Genomic DNA, 18,339 nt, shown 5'->3' with positions numbered 1-18,339 from the left:
CCTTAACCCGAGGTGAAAGACCATCCGATGTTTGATACCAAAATTGCCGTCGTCCTGCGAAACAATCTTGCCGGCTGGCAGAAACTGAACGTCACCGCCTTCCTGATGACAGGCATCGCCGGCGGACACCCCGAAATCATCGGTGAACCCTACAAGGACCGCGCCGGCAATCTCTATAATCCGCTGTCGATCCAACCGATCATCGTGCTCTCCGCCGAGGAGGCGACGATGTCAGCCATCCATCGCCGTGCGCTGGAGCGCGATGTCACCGCCTCGCTGTTCATCGAGGAAATGTTTGCAACCGGCCACGACGCCGCCAACCGCGCCGTCTTCGCCGAATTCGCGCCCGAAGATGCCAAGGTGGTCGGTATCGCGCTGCGCGCCGAAAAGAAGATCGTCGACAAGATCACCAAGGGCGCGACGATGCAGCACTGACGTAAAGATTGGAATGAAAAAGGCCGGGCAATGACCCGGCCTTCGTGTTGTCTGGGAAAGCGTGCGATCAGCCCTGCGTGATCGGCGCGATCTGGATTTCGACGCGGCGGTTCTGTGCGCGGCCGGCCTCGCTCGCATTGGAGGCGACGGGCTGCGACGGGCCGAAACCGACGGCGGAGACGCGGCGCTGGTCGATGCCCTGGCCGCCGAGATAATCGGCAACCGAAAGCGCGCGGCGCTGCGACAGGTCCTGATTGTGTTGCAGGCTGCCGGTCGAATCCGTATGGCCGTTGACGTCGATCAGCGTCCGGTTGAACTTGCGCAGTACGATCGCCACCGAATTCAGCGTCGGATAGAAGCCCGGCTTCACCGCATCCTGGTCGACGTCGAAGGTGATGTTCGAGGGCATGTTGAGGATGATGTTGTCGCCGTTGCGGGTCACCGAAATGCCCGTGCCTTCGAGCTGGGCACGAAGCTCGGCTTCCTGTTGGTCCATGTAATTGCCGATCGCGCCACCGGCGAGAGCCCCGACGCCTGCGCCGATCAATGCCGCATTGCGCTTGCCGTGGCCGCCGCCGCCAACAGCCACACCGACGAGGGCACCGCCGAGGGCGCCAAGCGCAGCGCCGCCGGCCGTATTGGAAACCTTCTGCTCACCGGTATAGGGATCGGTCGTCGTGCAGGCACTGAGATAACTTGCTGCAACAGCCAGAAGTATGAATTTCTTGATCATGGACAGGACGGTCTCCGTTCGAACTGATGCGAGCAAATGGCAAGGATTGCGGCAAGAAAATGAAGATGCTCTCTTGATAGGGGAATTTCAGGCGCCGAAACAGAAGCCATGTTGCGGGAATGCGCGGATATCACCAGTTTTAGCGAGTAGCGCGCCTGTGATTGCCGTCATCGGCCGTCGCATAGTGCGTTGTTGGAGCCGCCACTTCTCCTCCCTCATTCCTGTGCTCGTCACCGGAATGAGGGAGAGTGGGATCGCACTCTTAGAAATTCTGGAACAACTGCCTGACCGTATCGTAAGTCGCATTGGCGATGTTCAGCGATTGCAGGCCGAGTTGCTGCTGCGTCTGCTGCGCCTTGAGCTTGCTGGACTCCTCTTCCATGTCGGCATCGACGAGCCGGCCGATGCCGGCGGTGATGTTATCGTGCAGTTTGCCAGCGAAATCGTTCTGCAGGTTGATGCGTTTCTCCAGCGCGCCGAAAGCCGAGCCGACCGTCGTCAGCTGCGTCAGCGCTGCATCGACGACGCTGATCATTTCGCTGACCTGTCCTTTCGTCGTGGTGTCCGAAAGCGAGATCACCACTTGGCCGGTGGTGGTGCCATTCTTGCTCGTCATCAGCACGTAGTTCTGCGAGGCGCCGAGTTCGGTGGCGAAATAGGCCGACGTCAGCACACCGTATTCACCCGAACCGGTGGCGCGATCGTCGATCAGATAGCGCGCATCCTTGGAGGACGTGCTTCCGCTCGGCGTCGTATCGATATGGTAGCTCAGCATGCCGACCGAGACAGTGCCGTCGGCATTGCGAATGAAGGAAGCCGGGATCTGGCGCGGCTGCGTCGGGGTCGCATCGTTATTGAGGACCACCCAGTTGTCACTGTTGAAGGTCGCCGCTTCCGAGACGCTGCGCAACTGCTCCTGCAACTGCTTGAGCTCTTCGTTGATCTTGTTCTTGTCGACACCATCTTCCGTTGCGGCGACCAGCTTCGCCTTGATCTCGGAGACGACGTCGATGACGTCCTGAACGCCGGTATAGGCCGTTCCCATCGTCGCCGCCGCCATACCGAGCGCATCCTGGATCGCTGAAATCGCCTTGTTATCGGTTCGCGCGGTTGTGGCGACCGACCAGTAGACGGCATTGTCGCTGGCTTTTGCAACACGCATGCCCGTCGTGATGTGATTTTGAGTGACGGCCATGTTCCGATTGATATCGCGCAGCACATGAAGCGCCGCGTCCACGGAAACGCGCTGATAAATACTCACGGGAACTAGACTCCAAAAACTCAACAGACGCAAACTGTACAAAAATGAACCGTGCCGCGCGGACGCTCATGTCCGGGGTCGCTGACGCTTCAGCGCTGCGGCCTTCAAGAAACGAAGAAGACCAGTCGGTGTCTGGAGCAATCATTGCCGTTTATGCTTAACAAACGGCTAAACTTCAGAAGTAATTCATCTTATTTTTCAAGGTTTCGTACACCATAAGAAACGCCGCCGAACGAGGTACGGCGGCGTTGCAAAATCGGATGGAAGCCTTATTCGGCAGCCTGTAGCTGCTCATCATCGGGGGCAGTGCGCGACCGTGTGGCGACCGCCATCTCTTCGTGCAGGCGCGCTTCCTCATGGGCGTGCGGCTTGGCGAAGCGGGCAAGCAGCAGATAGGCGACCGGCGTGATGAACAGCGTCACCAGCGTCGCGAAACCGAGACCGCCGACGATCACCCAGCCGAGCGCAACGCGCGCTTCGGCGCCCGCGCCATGGGCAAAAACCAGCGGCACGCCGCCGAGGATGGTGGCGATCATCGTCATCATCACCGGGCGAAGGCGTAGCGCGCAGGCCTTTTCGATCGAGGACCGCACGTCCTCGCCGCGGTCGCGCAGCTGATTGGCGAATTCGACGATCAGGATGCCGTTCTTGGCCATGACGCCGACGAGCAGCACGAGACCGATCTGGCTGTAGATGTTGAGGCTGGAGCCGGTGATCACCAGCGCGAAAACGGCGCAGGCAAGGCCGAGCGGCACCGTCGACATGATGATCAGCGAGGACAGCACGCTTTCGAACTGCGCGGCCAATACCAGGAAGATGATGACGATGGCGAAGCCGAAGGTCAGCGCCATGCCGCTCGAATTCTCCTCGAGCGTCGCCGCTTCAGCAAGCGGCAACAGGCGGGAGCCTGCCGGCAACAGCGGCTCGGCGAGCGCTGTGACCTGCTTGACCGCATCGCCGAGCGACATGCCGTTCCTGAGGCCGGCCGTGATCGCGACCGAAGCGAGCTGCTGCTCGCGGTTGAGCTGCGGCGCAACCGAACCTTCCTTCATCGTGGCGATGACCGACATCGGCACGATCTTGCCGTCGCCGGTCTTCAGGAACACGTTCTCGAGGTCGGTCGGATCGTCGATCGGCCGCGTCGTCGAGGTCAGAAGCACGGGATAGGATTCGCCGTCGACGAAGACGTCGACCACCGAGCGCCCTTCGAGCAGCGACTGGATCGCCGTCGAAAGCCCGGTGATGTCGATGCCGAGGTCGGAGGCACGCTCGCGGTCGATCGCCACCGATACCTGCGCCTGGCTCGGCTCGTTGGTCAGGCGCGGCGTATCGTATTGGCCGGTGGCCTCGAGCGCCTGAACCAGCTTGGCGGCTGCCGCCGTCAGCGCCTCGTGATCATTGCCGATCAGCGCCATCTGCACGCCGCTGCCGGCGCCGCGGATGCGCAGGCTGTTGGAGGAGATGGCATTGCCGCGCAGCGCCGGCACCCTTGATGCCGCCTGGTTGATGTCGCCGACGATCTCCGCCTGCGTCCTCTGGCGCTCTCCCCAGGGAGCAAGCGTCAGCACCATGAAGCCGCTGTTCAGCGAACCGCCCTGGCCTGAGATCGAGAAGACGTTGCGGATGTCGCCGCTGTCGACCAGCGGCTGCAGATATTCCTCGACGAGCTGCATCTTGTCGCGGGTATATTCGAGGCTCGATCCCTGCGGCGTCGTCAGCCGCATCATCACCATCGAGCGGTCCTCTTCGGGCGTCAGCTCGCTCTTGACTGTGGAAAAGGCGATGACCGCCGCGCCTGCAAAGATTACCGAGAACAGGATGACGACGAAGGGCGCGTTGAGGCAGCCGTGCAGGGCCCATTTATAGAGATCGGCAAGCGCCCCGCCGAAACGGCCGAGCGCGCCGTGATCCTCGAGAACCGGCTTGGTCAGCATGCGCGAGGCAAGCATCGGACACAGCGTCAGCGCCACGATCGACGACAGCCCGACCGAGAAGGCGAGTACGAAGCCGAATTCGCGGAAAAGGCCGCCGACCTGTCCCGGCAGGAAGGAGAGCGGAATGAACACCGCCGCCAGCGTCGCCGTCGTGGCGATGACGGCGAAGAACACCTCGCGCGTGCCGAGCACGGCGGCCGCGCGCGGCCCCATGCCTTCGGCGCGCCGGCGCACGATATTTTCGAGCACGACGATCGCATCGTCGACGACGAGGCCGGTCGCCAGCACGATGGCAAGCAGCGTCAGGATGTTGATCGAGAAGCCGACCATATAGATCGCCGCCAGCGTGCCGATCAGCGCCACCGGCATGCTGACCGCCGGGATCAGCGTCGCGCGCCAGTCGCGCAGGAAGAGATAGATGACGGCGGTGACGATGACGGCGGCGAGCACCAGCGCCAGCACCACCTCGTGGATCGCGCCCTGGATGAAGACGGCGTCGTCGCTGGTTATGGCGATCCTCGTGCCCTCGGGCAACGTCTTCGATAGCTGGTCGACAGCGGCCTTGATGCCGGTCGAGATGTTCAGCGTATTCGACTGCGCCTGGCGAATGATGCCGAGGCCGATGCCCGGCTTGCCGTTGGAGCGCAGCGCCGTTTCACCGTCGCGCGGCCCAAGCGTCACCGTCGCCACATCACCGAGCCGAATACGATCCTGCAGCATGACGTTGGAAAAATCCGCCGGCGTCTGCAGATTGGCGGTGGCGCGCACCACGATATCCTGCGTCTTGCTTTTCAGCGAGCCGGCCGGCACGTCGAGGGCCGCATTGTCGAGCGCCTTCGTCAGGTCGCCGATGGTCAGCCCGCGGCTGGCCAGCGCGCCCTGGTCGACATCGACGCGGAAAACCTTCTCCTGGTCGCCATATTCCTCGACATCGGCAACGCCATCGACGGAGGCGAGGCGATCGATCACCTCGTTTTCGACGAGCTGTGTCAGGTCGTCCATGTTGAGTTTGGTGGAGGTGACGGCAAGGCGCATGATCGCCGAGGAATCCGAATCCGCCTTGACGATCTGCGGCGCATCCGCCTCATCCGGCAGGTTCTGGGTGACGCGGCCGATCGCGTCGCGCACGTCGTTGGCGGCGACCGCCAGATCGATCGCATCGGAGAATTCCAGCGTCACCCGACTCTGGCCGAAGGAAGAGGTCGACGAGATCGACTTCAGGCCGCTGACGCGCGCAACCGCCCCCTCGATCACCTTGGTCAGTTCCTGGTCGATCGTCTGCGGCGATGCGCCGTCGAAGGTGGTGCGCACGGTGACGACGGGACGGTCGACATCCGGCAGTTCGCGCACCTCGACGCCGACATAAGCCGCAAGGCCGGCTACGACCATCAGCGTGTTGAACACCAGCGCCAGGATCGGCCGGCGAACGAAAAGTGCGGTGAAGCTCTGCTTGCCCGAGGCCCTGTCCTGATGAATCTCGGTCACGCTCATTGGGTCGCGACCTCCGCAGTGGATGCGACATCGGCGCTGATACGCACCGCCCCGCCCTCCCGCACGCGCTGCAGGCCCTGCGTTACGATCTTGTCGCCGTCCTTAAGGTCGGCTTTGACGAGCACGAAATCGGGATTGCGCTGCACGACGCTGACACGCACCTTATGCGACTTGTCGTCGGTCACCTGCCAGACGAAGGAACCCTGCGAATCCCACTGCACGGCGACCGGGTCGACGGCCGGATATTTGTCGCCGGGAAATTTCATGCTGACGCTGAAGGACATGCCGGCACGCAGCTCATCGGAGCTGTTGTCGATCCGGGCGCGCAGGCGAAGCGTGCGGCTTGCCGCGTCGATGCGGTTGTCGACGGCTTCGACGACACCGGAAAACACCTGTCCCGGCCTTGCGACCGACATCGCCTCGACCGGCTGGCCGACCGACACCGTATTGGCGAAGCGCTCCGGCACCCAATAGTCGACGAGGATTTCCGAACGGTCGTCGAGGGTGACGATAGGGATGCTCGTCGTGACGTTGTCACCAATATTGACCGGCACGATGCCGACGATGCCGTCGATCGGCGCTGTGATATTGCGCCGTGCGAGATTGAGCTCGGCAGCCTGCAGCTGCAGCCGCGCGCCCTGCTCGGCGATCTCGGAATCGAAGACATCCATGCGCGACACGCTGGACTTGATGTTGTGATAGAGATTGGATTTCTCGACGGCGGCCTTGACTGCCACATCCGCCTGGCCGCGGGCGATCACCTGCTCTTCGCTGTCGAGCTTGGCCAGCACCTGCCCGGCCTTCACCCTGTCGCCCGACTTGATGAGGATTTCGCGGATTGTGCCCGATGCCTGCGGCGTGACCGCAACCGAACGGATCGCGTCACCCGTGCCGATGGCATTCAGCCGATCGTTGACGACGCCCTGGACGACGGCTTGCGTCGCGACGAGGATGGCGCTGTTGCGCCCGCCGCCATTGCGGCGGTTCTGGCCCTGGCCTTGTCCCTCACCGCGCTGCTGACTTTGCGCCCGGCCGGGAGCATCGGCATCCGCCGTCTCCTCGGCCTTCGGCGCGATCTTGGAAACGATGCTCTCTGGAATACCTGCATCGCGCATCGTATCGCCGGCGCCGGGCACAAGGAAAACCCACGCGGCAAAGCCGGCAATAATGACGACGAGCGACAGTATAAACTGCTTCCAAAAGGCCATTCACGTCTCCAGAGGGACTCGAGGTTGGACCAGGGTCGGTCGAAAGAGGCGCCGCGGGATCGAGAGTCCCGTCTGATGCGACAATATCGCGCGTTTACAGTTTACCGGCAAGCATAAGCAGCCGGCATTACCGATTTGTAATATCAGCAAAGAATGGAAATAACCCGGCCGCTCACTTTTGCTTGAACGGACACTCACGCATGTCTTTGACGCCGTCGATTTCGGGCGAGATGCCGTATCCAATCTCTGGCGATGCGGGTTGGTGCCTATCGGCGCATCGACCATCGCAGGCCCATTGCGGCGGCAATCCCGAGGATCGGCCACACCGCCCAGAACTGCCCCGTCCAGGTGAAGAGGTTGATGCTGACAAAGCCGAGCGCCAGGATCGCCAGCAAGGTGATCTTCCGGTGGAACCGGGTCTGGTCGCGATTCCAGGCGAGTGCCGCGACAACGGCGAGCGCAAGCACCGGAAAGCGCGCCCAGAAAACGCCCTGCCACGATAGAAGGTTGATGCCGATCAGGACCACGGCGATGACGCCAAGCACCCCGTACAGCCTGCGTCCGCCCGGTGCCGGCCTTACCTCGGCCATATCAGCGGGCATAACCGCCGCCGGCTGCGGTCGCGCCGGACCGGATCTTCCAGCAGGCGGCGTCTCATCCCTGGCGTCGCCGATCTTCACCGCATAGCTCGGCACGCCTTCATCGACGTTCTTCACCATCAGCGGCCCGAGAAACTCGAAACCCACAGCCACCTTGTTGCGGACCTGGTCGTAAACGGTGCTCGATATGACGATGCCGCCGGCCGCCGCCGAAGCCTGCAACCGCGCCGCGATATTCACGCCGTCGCCATAAATATCGTCGCCTTCGACGATGACGTCGCCGAGATTGATGCCGATGCGGAAGAGCATGCGCCCGTCGGCCGGGCGGCGGGCGTTGAAGCCCGCGAGTTCGTTCTGGGTGTCGACGGCCGCGCGCACCGCTTCGACCACGCTCGGGAAATCGGCGATCAGCCCATCGCCCCAGGTATTGATGACGCGGCCGCCATGGCTTTCGATCAGGCGCCCCATCGCCTCGCGGCAGCGCTTCAGGCTGGCAAGCGTGCCCTCCTCGTCAGCCCCCATCAGCCGCGTATAGTCCTGCACGTCAGCACAGAAGATCGTCGTCAGCTTGCGCCGCGTTTCACTCATGGTCTCTCGTCTCCGCGCTATCCGCCCGCCGGGAAAGATCGCTGCAAAGGGTGAAACTGGCCGAGAACAGGTGGGCGATTGCAACGGCGATAAACTACTAAGGCTTTGTGTTTGTTGCCACCGATAATTGTTGATTATCGCCCGTCAGCATAACGGCTGATTATTGAACGATTTTGCGCGGGCTCGCCGTGTGTTCTCTCGCCACCGTGCTGGAGCTGTCGATTTCCTGAAGCAAGACGTCGTAGCCCCAGAGATCGGCGAGATGCTGCAGGACGAGTTTCGTGTCATTTTCCTGAAGGTAGCAGCCATTCACGACGATGTGCTGCAGCAACAGGCGGCGGTCGCCGGCGAGGTCGACATCGACGATATCGATTGCCGGGTCGGTCCAGCCGATATCGTATTCGCGGGAGAGCTGGCGGCGGATGCGCAAATATCCGCGCTCATTGTGGATCGCCGAAACCAGTATCCCCTCGGTCTGTTCCGGATCGTCGTAGAGATGGAACAACCGCAACTGCCGGATCAGGTTCGGGCTCAGGAACTGGCTGATGAAGCTCTCGTCCCGGTAGTTGGCCCAGATGTCGCGCAACACCGCCATCGCATCGCCTCGTCCGGCGATATCGGGAAACCATGCGCGGTCCTCTTCCGTCGGCGCCGTGACGATCCTCTCGATATCCTGCATCATCGCAAAACCAAGCGCATAGGGGTTGAATCCCGAGAACCGCCGGTCGTCATAACTCGGCTGGAACACCACATTGGCGTGCGACTTCAGGAATTCCAGGAAGTTTCCGTCGCTGATCTGCCCTCGCTCGTGAAGCCGGTTCATGATCTGGTAGTGGACGAAGGTGGCGGTTCCCTCGTTCATCACCTTGGTCTGGCGCTGCGGATGAAAATATTGCGCGACGTGGCGGACGATGCGAAGGATCTCGCGCTGCCACGGCTGCAGCCGCGGCGCCGTTTTCTCGAGAAAGTAAAGGATGTTGTCCTGCGGAAGACCGAGGGCGGCGCGGCGCTTATCCAGGCCGCTGTCGCTCGCCTTTTTGGCCTTGCCGACGGGAACCGTGCGCCACAGGTCGTTGAACATCTGTTCCTCGTGGGCGCGGCGCTCCTGCTGCCGCTTCTCCTCCTGGCGAAGATCGATGGTGGTCTTGCCCGCGTATCGATGCACCCCGTGCGACATCAGCGCATGGGCTGCATCGAGCGTGCGCTCGACGGCCGTCTCGCCGTAACGCTCCTCGCAGCGCGTGATATAACCCTTGGCGAAATCAAGGTAATCGAGGATGCCCTCCGCATCGGTCCAGAGCTTGAAGAGATAATTGTTCTTGAAGAAATGGTTGTGGCCGAAGGCCGCATGCGCGGTGACGAGCGTCTGCATCGTCGCCGTGTTCTCTTCCATCAGGTAGGAGATGCAGGGAGAGCTGTTGATGACGATCTCATAAGCAAGATCGCGCATCCCCCGGCGATAGAAAGTTTCGTGATGCGCGAAGTGTTTGCCGAAGGACCAATGGCGGTAAAAGAGCGGCATGCCGGTTGAGGAATAGGCATCCAGCATCTGCTCGGAGGTGATGACTTCGATTTGGTTCGGATAGACGTCGAGGCCGAGTTCGTTAAGCGCGATGTCCTCGCAGGCGTCGTGGATGCGCTGGAGTGTTGAAAAGTCCCAGTCGGCCCCCTCGAACAATAGCCGCTCTCGTGGCCTCATCGTCATGGTCATGGCGTTACCTTCGACTGTGCGTCACGTTTCTGGAAGAGATCGTGGAAAACCGGGAATATTTCGTTTCGCCGGCAGACCTTGCGCATCGAAAGCGGCTGCAGCTCGGAACGGATCCCGTCATAGAGCATCCAAAGCGGTGAGCGGGATACGGAGGAGTCGCCGCCCTCTTCGCCAACCTCGATATAGGCGAAATACTGGCACAGCGGCAAAATCTCGCGCAGCAGCTGCCCGCTCAGGTTCCCGTCCGAATGGGCATTGTCGCCATCCGAGGCCTGGGCGCCATAGATATTCCATTCTGCCGGATCGAAACGCGCCGCGATGATCGCCCGCATTGCCGCCAGCGCGCTGGAGACCAGCGTGCCGCCCGTTGCCGGGCCATAAAAGAAGGTTTCCTCGTCGACTTCCTCGGCCTTGTCGGTATGGCGGATGAAGACGATCTCCACTTTCTTGTAACGCTTCGACAGGAAGAGGTAGAGCAGCAGATAGAAACGCTTCGCCAGGTCCTTCATGTGTTCCGACATCGAGCCGGAGACGTCCATCAGGCAGAACATCACGGCCTTCGCCACAGGCTTCGGCTCGTTTTCGAAGCGGCGATACCGCACGTCGAGCGGATCGATATAGGGAATGCGCCGGCTTTTTTCCGTCAGGGATTTGAGTTTTGCCTCAAGCGTCAGGCGGCTCTCGTCGTCCTCGCATTCCTCGATCTGCCGCTGCAGGGCTTCGATTTCTTCGCGGCGCGGACGGCCAAGCGCGACACGGCGCATCATCGCGAGCCTGGTCGTGCGGCCGACGGCGATGTTGGACGGCGATCCCGACACGGAATAGCCGGCACGGAAGGGCGTTTCCTCCTCGGTTTCGGCCAGGCGCCGCTTGGCAAGGTCGGGCAGTTCCAGATCGTCCAGGAACACATCGAGGAATTCCTCGCGCGTGAGCACGAAACGGAAGCCGTCCTCGCCGTCGCCTTCGCCCGCATCCTTGGGTTTTCCGCCCCTGCTCCCCGGCGGGCGCGGGAGAATGTCGCCTTCGACGAAGGCCCTGTTTCCAGGCAGGATATGATCGCGGATGCCGCCGTCGCCCCTTCGCAAGTTCGGTTCGGCCATCCCATCGATCGGCAGGCTGATTTCCCCGCCGTCGAGCACATCGCGAATGTTGCGGTTTTGCAGAGAACGTTTTACCGCCTGCTGCACGGCGCCCTTCATGCGTCGAAGGAACCGCTGCCGATTTTCCAGACTTTTACCGCGCGGATTCAGCCGCCGGTCGACAATGTGCATAATGGCTCCGCATTAACTTGCCTGTTTGACGCGCATGTACCATTCCACAAGGCGTCGAACCTGCCTCTCGGTGTAACCTCGCGCGGCCATGCGCGAGACGAATTCGCTGTGCTTCTTTTCCGTTTCGGAATCCTTCTTCGATCCGAAGGAAATGACCGGCAAAAGATCTTCGACCTGCGAGAACATTCGCTTTTCGATGACTTCCCGGATTTTCTCGTAGCTCGTCCATGACGGATTCTTTCCGCCGTTGGCTGCCCGCGATCTCAAGCAGAACTTGACGATTTCGTTGCGGAAATCCTTCGGATTGGCGATTCCCGCCGGCTTTTCGATCTTCGTCAGTTCCTGGTTGAGGAGCTCGCGGTCGAGAAGCTGGCCAGTATCGGGATCCTTGAAGTCCACATCTTCGATCCAGGCATCGGCATAGTCCACGTAGCGGTCGAACAGGTTCTGTCCGTAGTCCGCATAGGATTCAAGATAGGCCTTCTGGATTTCATTTCCAATGAACTCTGCGTAACGCGGCGCAAGATCGGCCTTGATGAATTCCAGATAGCGCTTCTCGACATCGTCGGAAAACTGCTCGCGGCGGATCGACTGCTCCAGCACATACATCAGATGAACCGGATCGGCGCCGATATCCGTGGTGTCGTGATTGAAGGTGGAGGCGAGCACCTTGAAGGCGAAGCGGGTCGATATGCCGTCCATGCCCTCGTCGATGCCGGCGGCATCCCGATATTCCTGGACACTGCGGGCGCGCGGATCCGTCTCCTTCAGGCTTTCGCCGTCATAGGTGCGCATCTTCGAAAAATACGTCGAATTCTCATGCTTGCGCAGGCGTGAAAGCACGGAGAAACGGGCCAGCATTTCGAGCGTCGCCGGGGCGCATGGCGCATCGGCGAGTTCGGATCCCTCGATCAGCTTCTCGTAGATCTTCTGCTCTTCCGTCACGCGCAGACAATAGGGCACCTTGATGACGCAAATACGGTCGATGAACGCTTCGTTGTTCTTGTTGGCCTTGAAGGTCTGCCATTCCGCCTCGTTCGAATGCGCAAGAACGATGCCGGAGAAGGGTATGGCGCCGATATTCTCGGAGCCGATATAGTTCCCCTCCTGCGTCGCCGTCAGCAGCGGATGCAGCATCTTGATCGGCGCCTTGAACATCTCGACGAATTCGAGCACGCCCTGATTGGCGCGGTTGAGGCCGCCCGAATAGCTGTAGGCGTCGGGATCGTTCTGGGAATAGGTCTCCAGCTTGCGGATATCGACCTTGCCGACCAGCGACGAGATATCCTGATTGTTCTCGTCCCCAGGCTCGGTCTTGGCGATGGCGATCTGGCGCAGCCGCGAAGGCTGAACTCTGACGACGCGGAAGCGGGAGATATCGCCGCCGAAATCGTCGAGTCGCTTCAGGCACCACGGGCTCATCAGTCCGTTCAGGCGACGCAGGGGAATGCCGTATTGCTCCTGCAGGAGCGATCCCATCGTGTCGGGGTCGAAGAGGTTGAGCGGACTTTCGAAAACGGGGCTGATCTCGTCACCGGCCTTCAGCACGTAGATCGGATGAACCTCCATCAGCAGCTTTAGCCGCTCCGCCAGCGATGACTTGCCGCCGCCGACCGGGCCGAGCAGATAGAGGATCTGCTTGCGCTCTTCGAGCCCCTGGGCTGCGTGCCGGAAGAAGGAAACGATGCGTTCGATTGTCTCTTCCATGCCGTGGAAGCCGGCAAAGGCTGGATAGATCCGGATGGTCCGGTTCATGAAGATCCGGCCGAGGCGCGCGTCCCTGGCGGTATCGACCATCTGCGGCTCGCCTATCGCGGCGAGCAGCCGCTCGGTCGCATTGGCATAGGCAAGCGGTTCTTTTTTACAAAGGTCGAGATACTCCGCGATCGACATATCAGTCTCGCGGCGCGCATCATAACTGCGGGTGAACGCATCAAATACGGATTCGCTCAGCATGGGCCCTCCATTCAAGGTTACTGCCACAGGCTCTAGGTCGTCATACCAAAGGAGATGGCCACGACATTCCTAAGAATCAATAGTTTCGCAGGTATATTCCACGCTCACCGGCTGTTTCTGGCAATGCACAAAAACGTGCATGCACCGGTTATTTTTTTACTCTACGAAACTGTTTCTTATTGTAGTTGAGAAAAGGGCTTTTGCGGTATCAGCACATTTCGCGACGTGACAGAAAGATGAAAAGGGTGTGCAATGTCGCCCGTGATTCGAGCCCTGGAAAAATCGACGCTTGGCAGCCAATCTGCGCAAAGTCGATGCTGGACAGCGCATACCCATCCGCACCTGACATGATAAAGACGGGCGCATCACAGCCATCCGCCCGTTTTTCGTAACGATATGCCACCGGCGCGACTCAGCCGTTGAACGCCTTTTCCAGCGTGGCGATATCGATCTTGATCATGCCGAGCATCACCTCGGTCACGCGCCTCGCCCGCTCGCGGTCGCTATCGGCGACCATCTCGGAAAGCATGCGCGGCACGATCTGCCAGGAAAGGCCCCAGCGATCCTTCAGCCAGCCGCAGGCCTCCGGCGTGCCGCCATTGGCGAGGAATGCCTCCCATATCCGATCGATCTCGGCCTGGCTTTCCAGGAGAATCGCGATCGAGAAGGAATGGTTGAAGCTATCGAGCGGCCCGGCTTTCATCGCCAGGAAGGCCTGGTCGCCGAGCGTGAACTCGATCAGCTCGACGCTGCCGGGAGGCCCGCTCGGCGTTTCCGCCGGCAATATAGTGATGCGGCCGATCCGGGAGTCGGGGATAACGGACGTGTAGAATTCGACGGCTTCGCGCGCTTGCTCGGCGAACCAGAGATTTGAAACGACCTTCGGCATGAAACGGCCTCCTTGTTGACGAGTATTGATCCGGACCCCGTCCGATGATCGAAGCCCGATGCTTCAAGGACGTCGCGCCGGCATCGCTTCCGACAGGCTGCGATCTGAATTTTTTCGCCCGGTTCGCCGGCGTGGCGATCGCAGCCGCGCTCGCGGCGCCCTTACTGCCCAGAGCATCCCGCTTGGGATAGCGGCCACTTGGGAATGAAAGCAGAACATCTTTTCTGGTCTTTCCTTCCCGAATCACTACATTACGCGCCATGAGCAATAGTTTCGACGATATTCCCTTCTTTGATGAAGAGCCGGGCGAGATGGCGCGCAAGCCGCAGCCGCCTCAGGCTTCGTTGGGAAAGGCGCCTGCAACAGGGAGCATTGCAGCTGGAGGCCTCGCCGCGCGCGCCATGGCGGCCCGCGACGGCGGCAAGCGGCCGGATTATCTTGCCGGGCTGAATCCTGAGCAGACAGATGCCGTCGAAACGCTGGAGGGCCCGGTCCTCGTGCTCGCCGGCGCCGGCACCGGCAAGACACGGGTGCTCACCACCCGCATTGCCCATATTCTCAACACCGGCCGCGCCTTCCCCTCGCAGATCCTCGCCGTCACCTTCACCAACAAGGCCGCCCGCGAGATGAAGGAGCGCATTGCGCTGCTCGTCGGCGGCGCCGTCGAAGGCATGCCCTGGCTCGGCACCTTCCACTCGATCGGCGTCAAGCTGCTGCGCCGCCACGGCGAGCTCGTCGGCCTGCGCTCCGATTTCACCATTCTCGATACCGACGACGTCGTCCGCCTGATCAAGCAGCTGATCCAGGCCGAAGGCCTCGACGACAAGCGCTGGCCGGCCAAGCAGTTCGCCGGCATGATCGACACCTGGAAGAATAAAGGCCTCGGGCCTGCCGATATTCCCGAGGGCGACGCCCGCGCCTTTGCCAATGGCCGCGGCCGCGATCTCTATTTTGCCTATCAGAACCGCCTGACGACGCTGAACGCCTGCGACTTCGGCGACCTGCTGATGCATCCGATCGCGATCTTCCGCAAGAATCCCGATCTCCTGAAGGAATATCACGGCCGCTTCCGCTATATCCTGGTCGACGAGTACCAGGACACCAACACCGCCCAGTATATGTGGCTGAGGCTCCTCGCCCAGCGCGCCAAGGGCGAGCCGCAGAATGTCTGCTGCGTCGGCGACGACGACCAGTCGATCTACGGCTGGCGCGGCGCGGAGGTCGACAATATCCTGCGCTTCGAGAAGGATTTCCCCGGCGCCAAGGTGATCAAGCTCGAGCGCAATTACCGCTCGACCGAACATATTCTCGGCGCCGCGGCCCATCTGATCGCCCATAATGAAGGCCGGCTCGGCAAGACGCTGTTCACCGATCGCTCCGATCCGGACGACATCAAGGTTCAGGTCCACGCCTCCTGGGATTCGGAAGAGGAAGCCCGCGCCATCGGCGAGGAGATCGAACAGCTCCAGCGCAGCAAGCATCTGCTGAACGACATGGCGATCCTCGTGCGCGCCTCCTTCCAGATGCGCGAATTCGAAGACCGCTTCGTCACCCTCGGCCTCAATTACCGCGTCATCGGCGGCCCGCGCTTCTACGAGCGCCTGGAAATCCGCGATGCCATGGCCTATTTCCGCCTGGTCGCTCAAGCCTCCGATGACCTCGCCTTCGAACGCATCATCAATACGCCAAAGCGTGGCCTCGGTGATACGACGGTGCGTGCGCTGCACGACTACGCGCGCGCTCGCGACATCCCGATGCTTGCGGCAGCGGCCGACATCATCGAGACCGACGAGCTGAAACCGAAGGCGCGAAAGGCCCTCTTCGACGTGATTCAATCTTTCCGCCGATGGCAGGAACTGCTTGAAAACACACCGCATACCGAACTTGCCGAGCAGATCCTCGAAGAGTCCGGCTATACCGACATGTGGAAGAACGACAAAAGCGCCGAAGCGCCCGGCCGCCTTGAGAACCTTAAGGAACTGATCCGCTCGATGGAGAGCTTCGAGTCGATGCGCGGCTTCCTTGAACACGTCTCCCTCGTCATGGATGCCGAGACCAACGAGAACCTCGACGCCGTCTCGATCATGACGCTGCACTCGGCCAAGGGCCTGGAATTCGACACCGTCTTCCTGCCCGGCTGGGAGGAAGGCCTCTTCCCGCACCAGCGCTCGCTGGATGAGAGCGGCCGCGCCGGCCTGGAGGAGGAACGCCGCCTCGCCTATGTCGGCATAACCCGCGCCAAGCACCGCTGCCATATCTGGTTCGTCTCCAACCGCCGCATCCACGGTCTCTGGCAGTCGACCCTGCCCTCGCGTTTCCTCGACGAACTGCCGGAAACCCATGTCGAGGTCGCCGAAATGGAGCAGAGCTATGGCGGTTACGGCCGCGGCGGCTACGGCCAGTCCCGCTTCGACAAGGCCGAGCCCTTCGCCAACTCCTATTCCACCCCAGGCTGGAAACGCGCCCAGGCCAACAAGACCGACGCCACCCGCGACAATTGGGGCACCCGCTCCGGCCACGCCGTCGAACGCATCGGCTATGGCGAAAGCGGCCCGAAGGGGCGCACGATCGACGGCGAGCTGGTGGCGAAATCGACCTCGTCGGAACCGTCGCGATTCACCCTCGGCGATCGCGTGTTCCATCTGAAATTCGGCAACGGCAACATCACCGGCATCGAAGGCAACAAGCTGACGATCGAGTTCGACCGGGCCGGACAGAAGCGGGTGCTGGACGGGTTCGTCGAACGCGTCTGACCTTGCGTCAGCACCTTCAGCCGAGCATCCGCATGCTTCCAAGCCCGAGAATATCGTTCATCAGGGCAATTCCCATCCCGGTGGCGACGATCGACAATCCGATCAGGAAAAGCCGGCGAGCCCGGTCATATTTGACAGCCACCAGCGAGTCCCGCGCCAGAAGATCGGCAAACACCTTCACCTGAATGGCGATGCCGACCGTCAGGAACGACATCGGCAGCAGATCGATGCGACTCCAGTCATTCGGATTGGATACCCAGAGACTGATGAAATTGAGGGAGAAACCGAGGATGATCCCGGTCGCCGTCAGCGATCCGTTGCGGAAGGTCGCATCGATCTTTTCGTCGGGGTCCGCTTCGGACATGGCTTCGGTTCCTGCTTCTGAGGCAAGAAAGGCAGAAATCGCAGTCCTGAGCAAGATCGATCTGGCATCGCGCTCCGGGAAGCTGGACGAAATGCCGCAGTGGGCGGAGACCCGGCGCACCGCCCATTGCCCCTTCAACAAGCCGCGATGGCGCCATCGCGTGCGCTCGCAGAGATGGACTTTCGCTCGCCCGAACCCGTCGATCGCTAAAAACGCCAATCATTTCAATGAAACAGCTTTGGTAACCGAAAGGTTAACGTGCGTTGCCCCACGCCGTCAATCGCACCTTCTTCCCTGTCAAAACGTCGCTTTGACGCTTTGCGCAAATCAGCTTAGCCCGGAGACTGCCCGTCCATGAAAGGCGGGCTTCACGACGAACTTTTCAAAGGAGGTTCAAGTGACCAGTGTTTCATCTCTCGGCAGCACATTGACACAGTATCAGTCTCCGCTTTCAAGCCTGGACAAGAACGGTGACGGCGTCATTTCGGCGGACGAGCTCGCCGCCGCATCGCAGTCCTCGACATCAAGCACGGTCGCGACCGACGGCGATAGCGACGACAGCAGTACCGACATCGTCAAGAAGATCACCGCCGACATCCTGTCGCTGATGCTGTCCATGCAGAAAACCGACGACAGCGACGATCAGGGCGACGGTAGCGATCAAAGCGACGACACTTCCAAAGGTGTCTTCGCCGCGATGGATACGAATGGCGACGGCAAGTTGACCGAGTCGGAATTCCTCGCCGCCGATCCGAGCAAAATCAGTACATCCGGCGATAGCGATCCGCTGCTCACCAAGGTGCTGAGCGACATGCAGACGGCGCTTCAGGCCTACCGCAATACCTACGGCGCTTCCGCCGCGGCAGGTGATTCCGCAGCCGACACCGCGGTTGCGATCTAGCCGGCCGAGATCCGGGCTCTGCCGGGGGAGCCTCGATCCACCGATGCCGCGCAAAAGCGTCTTAGCGGTCAAAGCGATTTGCCGGCAATCGCCGCCGTCTTTGGCCGCGTCTGCGATCCGGAGATTATCCACGAACCTTCCCTCCATTCCATTTCAACACGAGAGCCGCCGCCAACTATCGCGATGATTGCATTAGAGCTCTCTACTTTGACGACTTACTACCGCTAGTACCAGAATTAACACTT

Annotated in this window: 13 protein-coding genes; 3 read left to right on the top strand and 10 right to left on the bottom strand. The window is 61.1% G+C overall.

The window, feature by feature from the left end; all coding sequences use genetic code 11:
- The first annotated feature begins 27 nt into the window (after positions 1 to 27).
- Positions 28 to 435, top strand: a complete 408-nt coding sequence (locus FHT75_RS02905) for a DUF2000 family protein (protein ID WP_063474611.1) — start codon at positions 28 to 30, stop codon at positions 433 to 435.
- Positions 436 to 502: 67 nt separating this feature from the next.
- Here FHT75_RS02905 and FHT75_RS02900 read toward each other — a convergent pair whose 3' ends face one another.
- The 9 genes from FHT75_RS02900 to FHT75_RS02860 all read right to left on the bottom strand — a co-directional run bounded on the left by FHT75_RS02900 (position 503) and on the right by FHT75_RS02860 (position 14,076).
- Positions 503 to 1,168, bottom strand: coding sequence for an OmpA family protein (locus FHT75_RS02900; RefSeq protein WP_047610874.1), 666 nt, complete (start codon positions 1,166 to 1,168; stop codon positions 503 to 505).
- Between the two features lie 262 nt (positions 1,169 to 1,430).
- The gene (locus tag FHT75_RS02895) at positions 1,431 to 2,429 is read right to left on the bottom strand and encodes a flagellin (protein WP_063474610.1); all 999 of its coding nucleotides are present in this window, start codon (positions 2,427 to 2,429) and stop codon (positions 1,431 to 1,433) included.
- A gap of 269 nt (positions 2,430 to 2,698) precedes the next feature.
- Positions 2,699 to 5,854: an efflux RND transporter permease subunit gene (locus FHT75_RS02890; protein WP_063474609.1), complete on the bottom strand. Its 3,156-nt coding sequence runs from the start codon at positions 5,852 to 5,854 to the stop codon at positions 2,699 to 2,701.
- Complete coding sequence (locus tag FHT75_RS02885) at positions 5,851 to 7,062, bottom strand: efflux RND transporter periplasmic adaptor subunit (protein WP_047610881.1); 1,212 nt, start codon at positions 7,060 to 7,062, stop codon at positions 5,851 to 5,853. Before FHT75_RS02885 ends, FHT75_RS02890 begins: the two co-directional genes overlap by 4 nt.
- Before the next feature lie 266 nt (positions 7,063 to 7,328).
- Positions 7,329 to 8,249, bottom strand: coding sequence for an adenylate/guanylate cyclase domain-containing protein (locus tag FHT75_RS02880; protein WP_063474608.1), 921 nt, complete (start codon positions 8,247 to 8,249; stop codon positions 7,329 to 7,331).
- Positions 8,250 to 8,409: 160 nt separating this feature from the next.
- Complete coding sequence (locus FHT75_RS02875; RefSeq protein ID WP_047610884.1) at positions 8,410 to 9,960, bottom strand: SpoVR family protein; 1,551 nt, start codon at positions 9,958 to 9,960, stop codon at positions 8,410 to 8,412.
- Positions 9,957 to 11,231, bottom strand: coding sequence for a YeaH/YhbH family protein (locus tag FHT75_RS02870; protein ID WP_047610886.1), 1,275 nt, complete (start codon positions 11,229 to 11,231; stop codon positions 9,957 to 9,959). Before FHT75_RS02870 ends, FHT75_RS02875 begins: the two co-directional genes overlap by 4 nt.
- Before the next feature lie 12 nt (positions 11,232 to 11,243).
- Complete coding sequence (locus tag FHT75_RS02865) at positions 11,244 to 13,187, bottom strand: PrkA family serine protein kinase (RefSeq protein WP_047610888.1); 1,944 nt, start codon at positions 13,185 to 13,187, stop codon at positions 11,244 to 11,246.
- A 412-nt stretch (positions 13,188 to 13,599) separates the two neighbouring features.
- Entirely contained in the window at positions 13,600 to 14,076 is a 477-nt protein-coding gene (locus tag FHT75_RS02860) for a VOC family protein (protein ID WP_063474607.1), read from the bottom strand.
- Between the two features lie 260 nt (positions 14,077 to 14,336).
- Between FHT75_RS02860 and FHT75_RS02855 the strand changes: the two genes are divergently transcribed.
- On the top strand, positions 14,337 to 16,829 hold the full coding sequence (locus tag FHT75_RS02855; protein ID WP_047610891.1) for an ATP-dependent helicase: 2,493 nt from the start codon (positions 14,337 to 14,339) through the stop codon (positions 16,827 to 16,829).
- Between the two features lie 16 nt (positions 16,830 to 16,845).
- Here the strand turns inward: FHT75_RS02855 and FHT75_RS02850 are convergent, their stop codons facing one another.
- Complete coding sequence (locus FHT75_RS02850; protein ID WP_047611758.1) at positions 16,846 to 17,193, bottom strand: membrane protein; 348 nt, start codon at positions 17,191 to 17,193, stop codon at positions 16,846 to 16,848.
- A 397-nt stretch (positions 17,194 to 17,590) separates the two neighbouring features.
- Between FHT75_RS02850 and FHT75_RS02845 the strand changes: the two genes are divergently transcribed.
- Positions 17,591 to 18,094 (top strand): EF-hand domain-containing protein, encoded by a 504-nt coding sequence (locus tag FHT75_RS02845; RefSeq protein WP_063474606.1) that lies wholly within the window; start codon positions 17,591 to 17,593, stop codon positions 18,092 to 18,094.
- Positions 18,095 to 18,339 lie beyond the last annotated feature (245 nt).

This window comes from Rhizobium sp. BK112 (assembly GCF_014193215.1).
GTDB classification, from domain to species: Bacteria; Pseudomonadota; Alphaproteobacteria; order Rhizobiales; family Rhizobiaceae; genus Rhizobium; species Rhizobium anhuiense.
This window is presented reverse-complemented; position numbering and strand designations above follow the sequence as displayed.

Excerpts from the sequence above, each read along its gene's own strand:
- FHT75_RS02870 (WP_047610886.1), bottom strand. The coding sequence starts at position 11,231 with ATGCACATTGTCGACCGGCGGCTGAATCCGCGCGGTAAAAGTCTGGAA.
- FHT75_RS02860 (WP_063474607.1), bottom strand. The coding sequence starts at position 14,076 with ATGCCGAAGGTCGTTTCAAATCTCTGGTTCGCCGAGCAAGCGCGCGAA.
- FHT75_RS02855 (WP_047610891.1), top strand. The coding sequence starts at position 14,337 with ATGAGCAATAGTTTCGACGATATTCCCTTCTTTGATGAAGAGCCGGGC.
- FHT75_RS02905 (WP_063474611.1), top strand. The coding sequence starts at position 28 with ATGTTTGATACCAAAATTGCCGTCGTCCTGCGAAACAATCTTGCCGGC.
- FHT75_RS02890 (WP_063474609.1), bottom strand. The coding sequence starts at position 5,854 with ATGAGCGTGACCGAGATTCATCAGGACAGGGCCTCGGGCAAGCAGAGC.
- FHT75_RS02900 (WP_047610874.1), bottom strand. The coding sequence starts at position 1,168 with ATGATCAAGAAATTCATACTTCTGGCTGTTGCAGCAAGTTATCTCAGT.
- FHT75_RS02865 (WP_047610888.1), bottom strand. The coding sequence starts at position 13,187 with ATGCTGAGCGAATCCGTATTTGATGCGTTCACCCGCAGTTATGATGCG.
- FHT75_RS02885 (WP_047610881.1), bottom strand. The coding sequence starts at position 7,062 with ATGGCCTTTTGGAAGCAGTTTATACTGTCGCTCGTCGTCATTATTGCC.
- FHT75_RS02850 (WP_047611758.1), bottom strand. The coding sequence starts at position 17,193 with ATGTCCGAAGCGGACCCCGACGAAAAGATCGATGCGACCTTCCGCAAC.
- FHT75_RS02880 (WP_063474608.1), bottom strand. The coding sequence starts at position 8,249 with ATGAGTGAAACGCGGCGCAAGCTGACGACGATCTTCTGTGCTGACGTG.
- FHT75_RS02875 (WP_047610884.1), bottom strand. The coding sequence starts at position 9,960 with ATGACCATGACGATGAGGCCACGAGAGCGGCTATTGTTCGAGGGGGCC.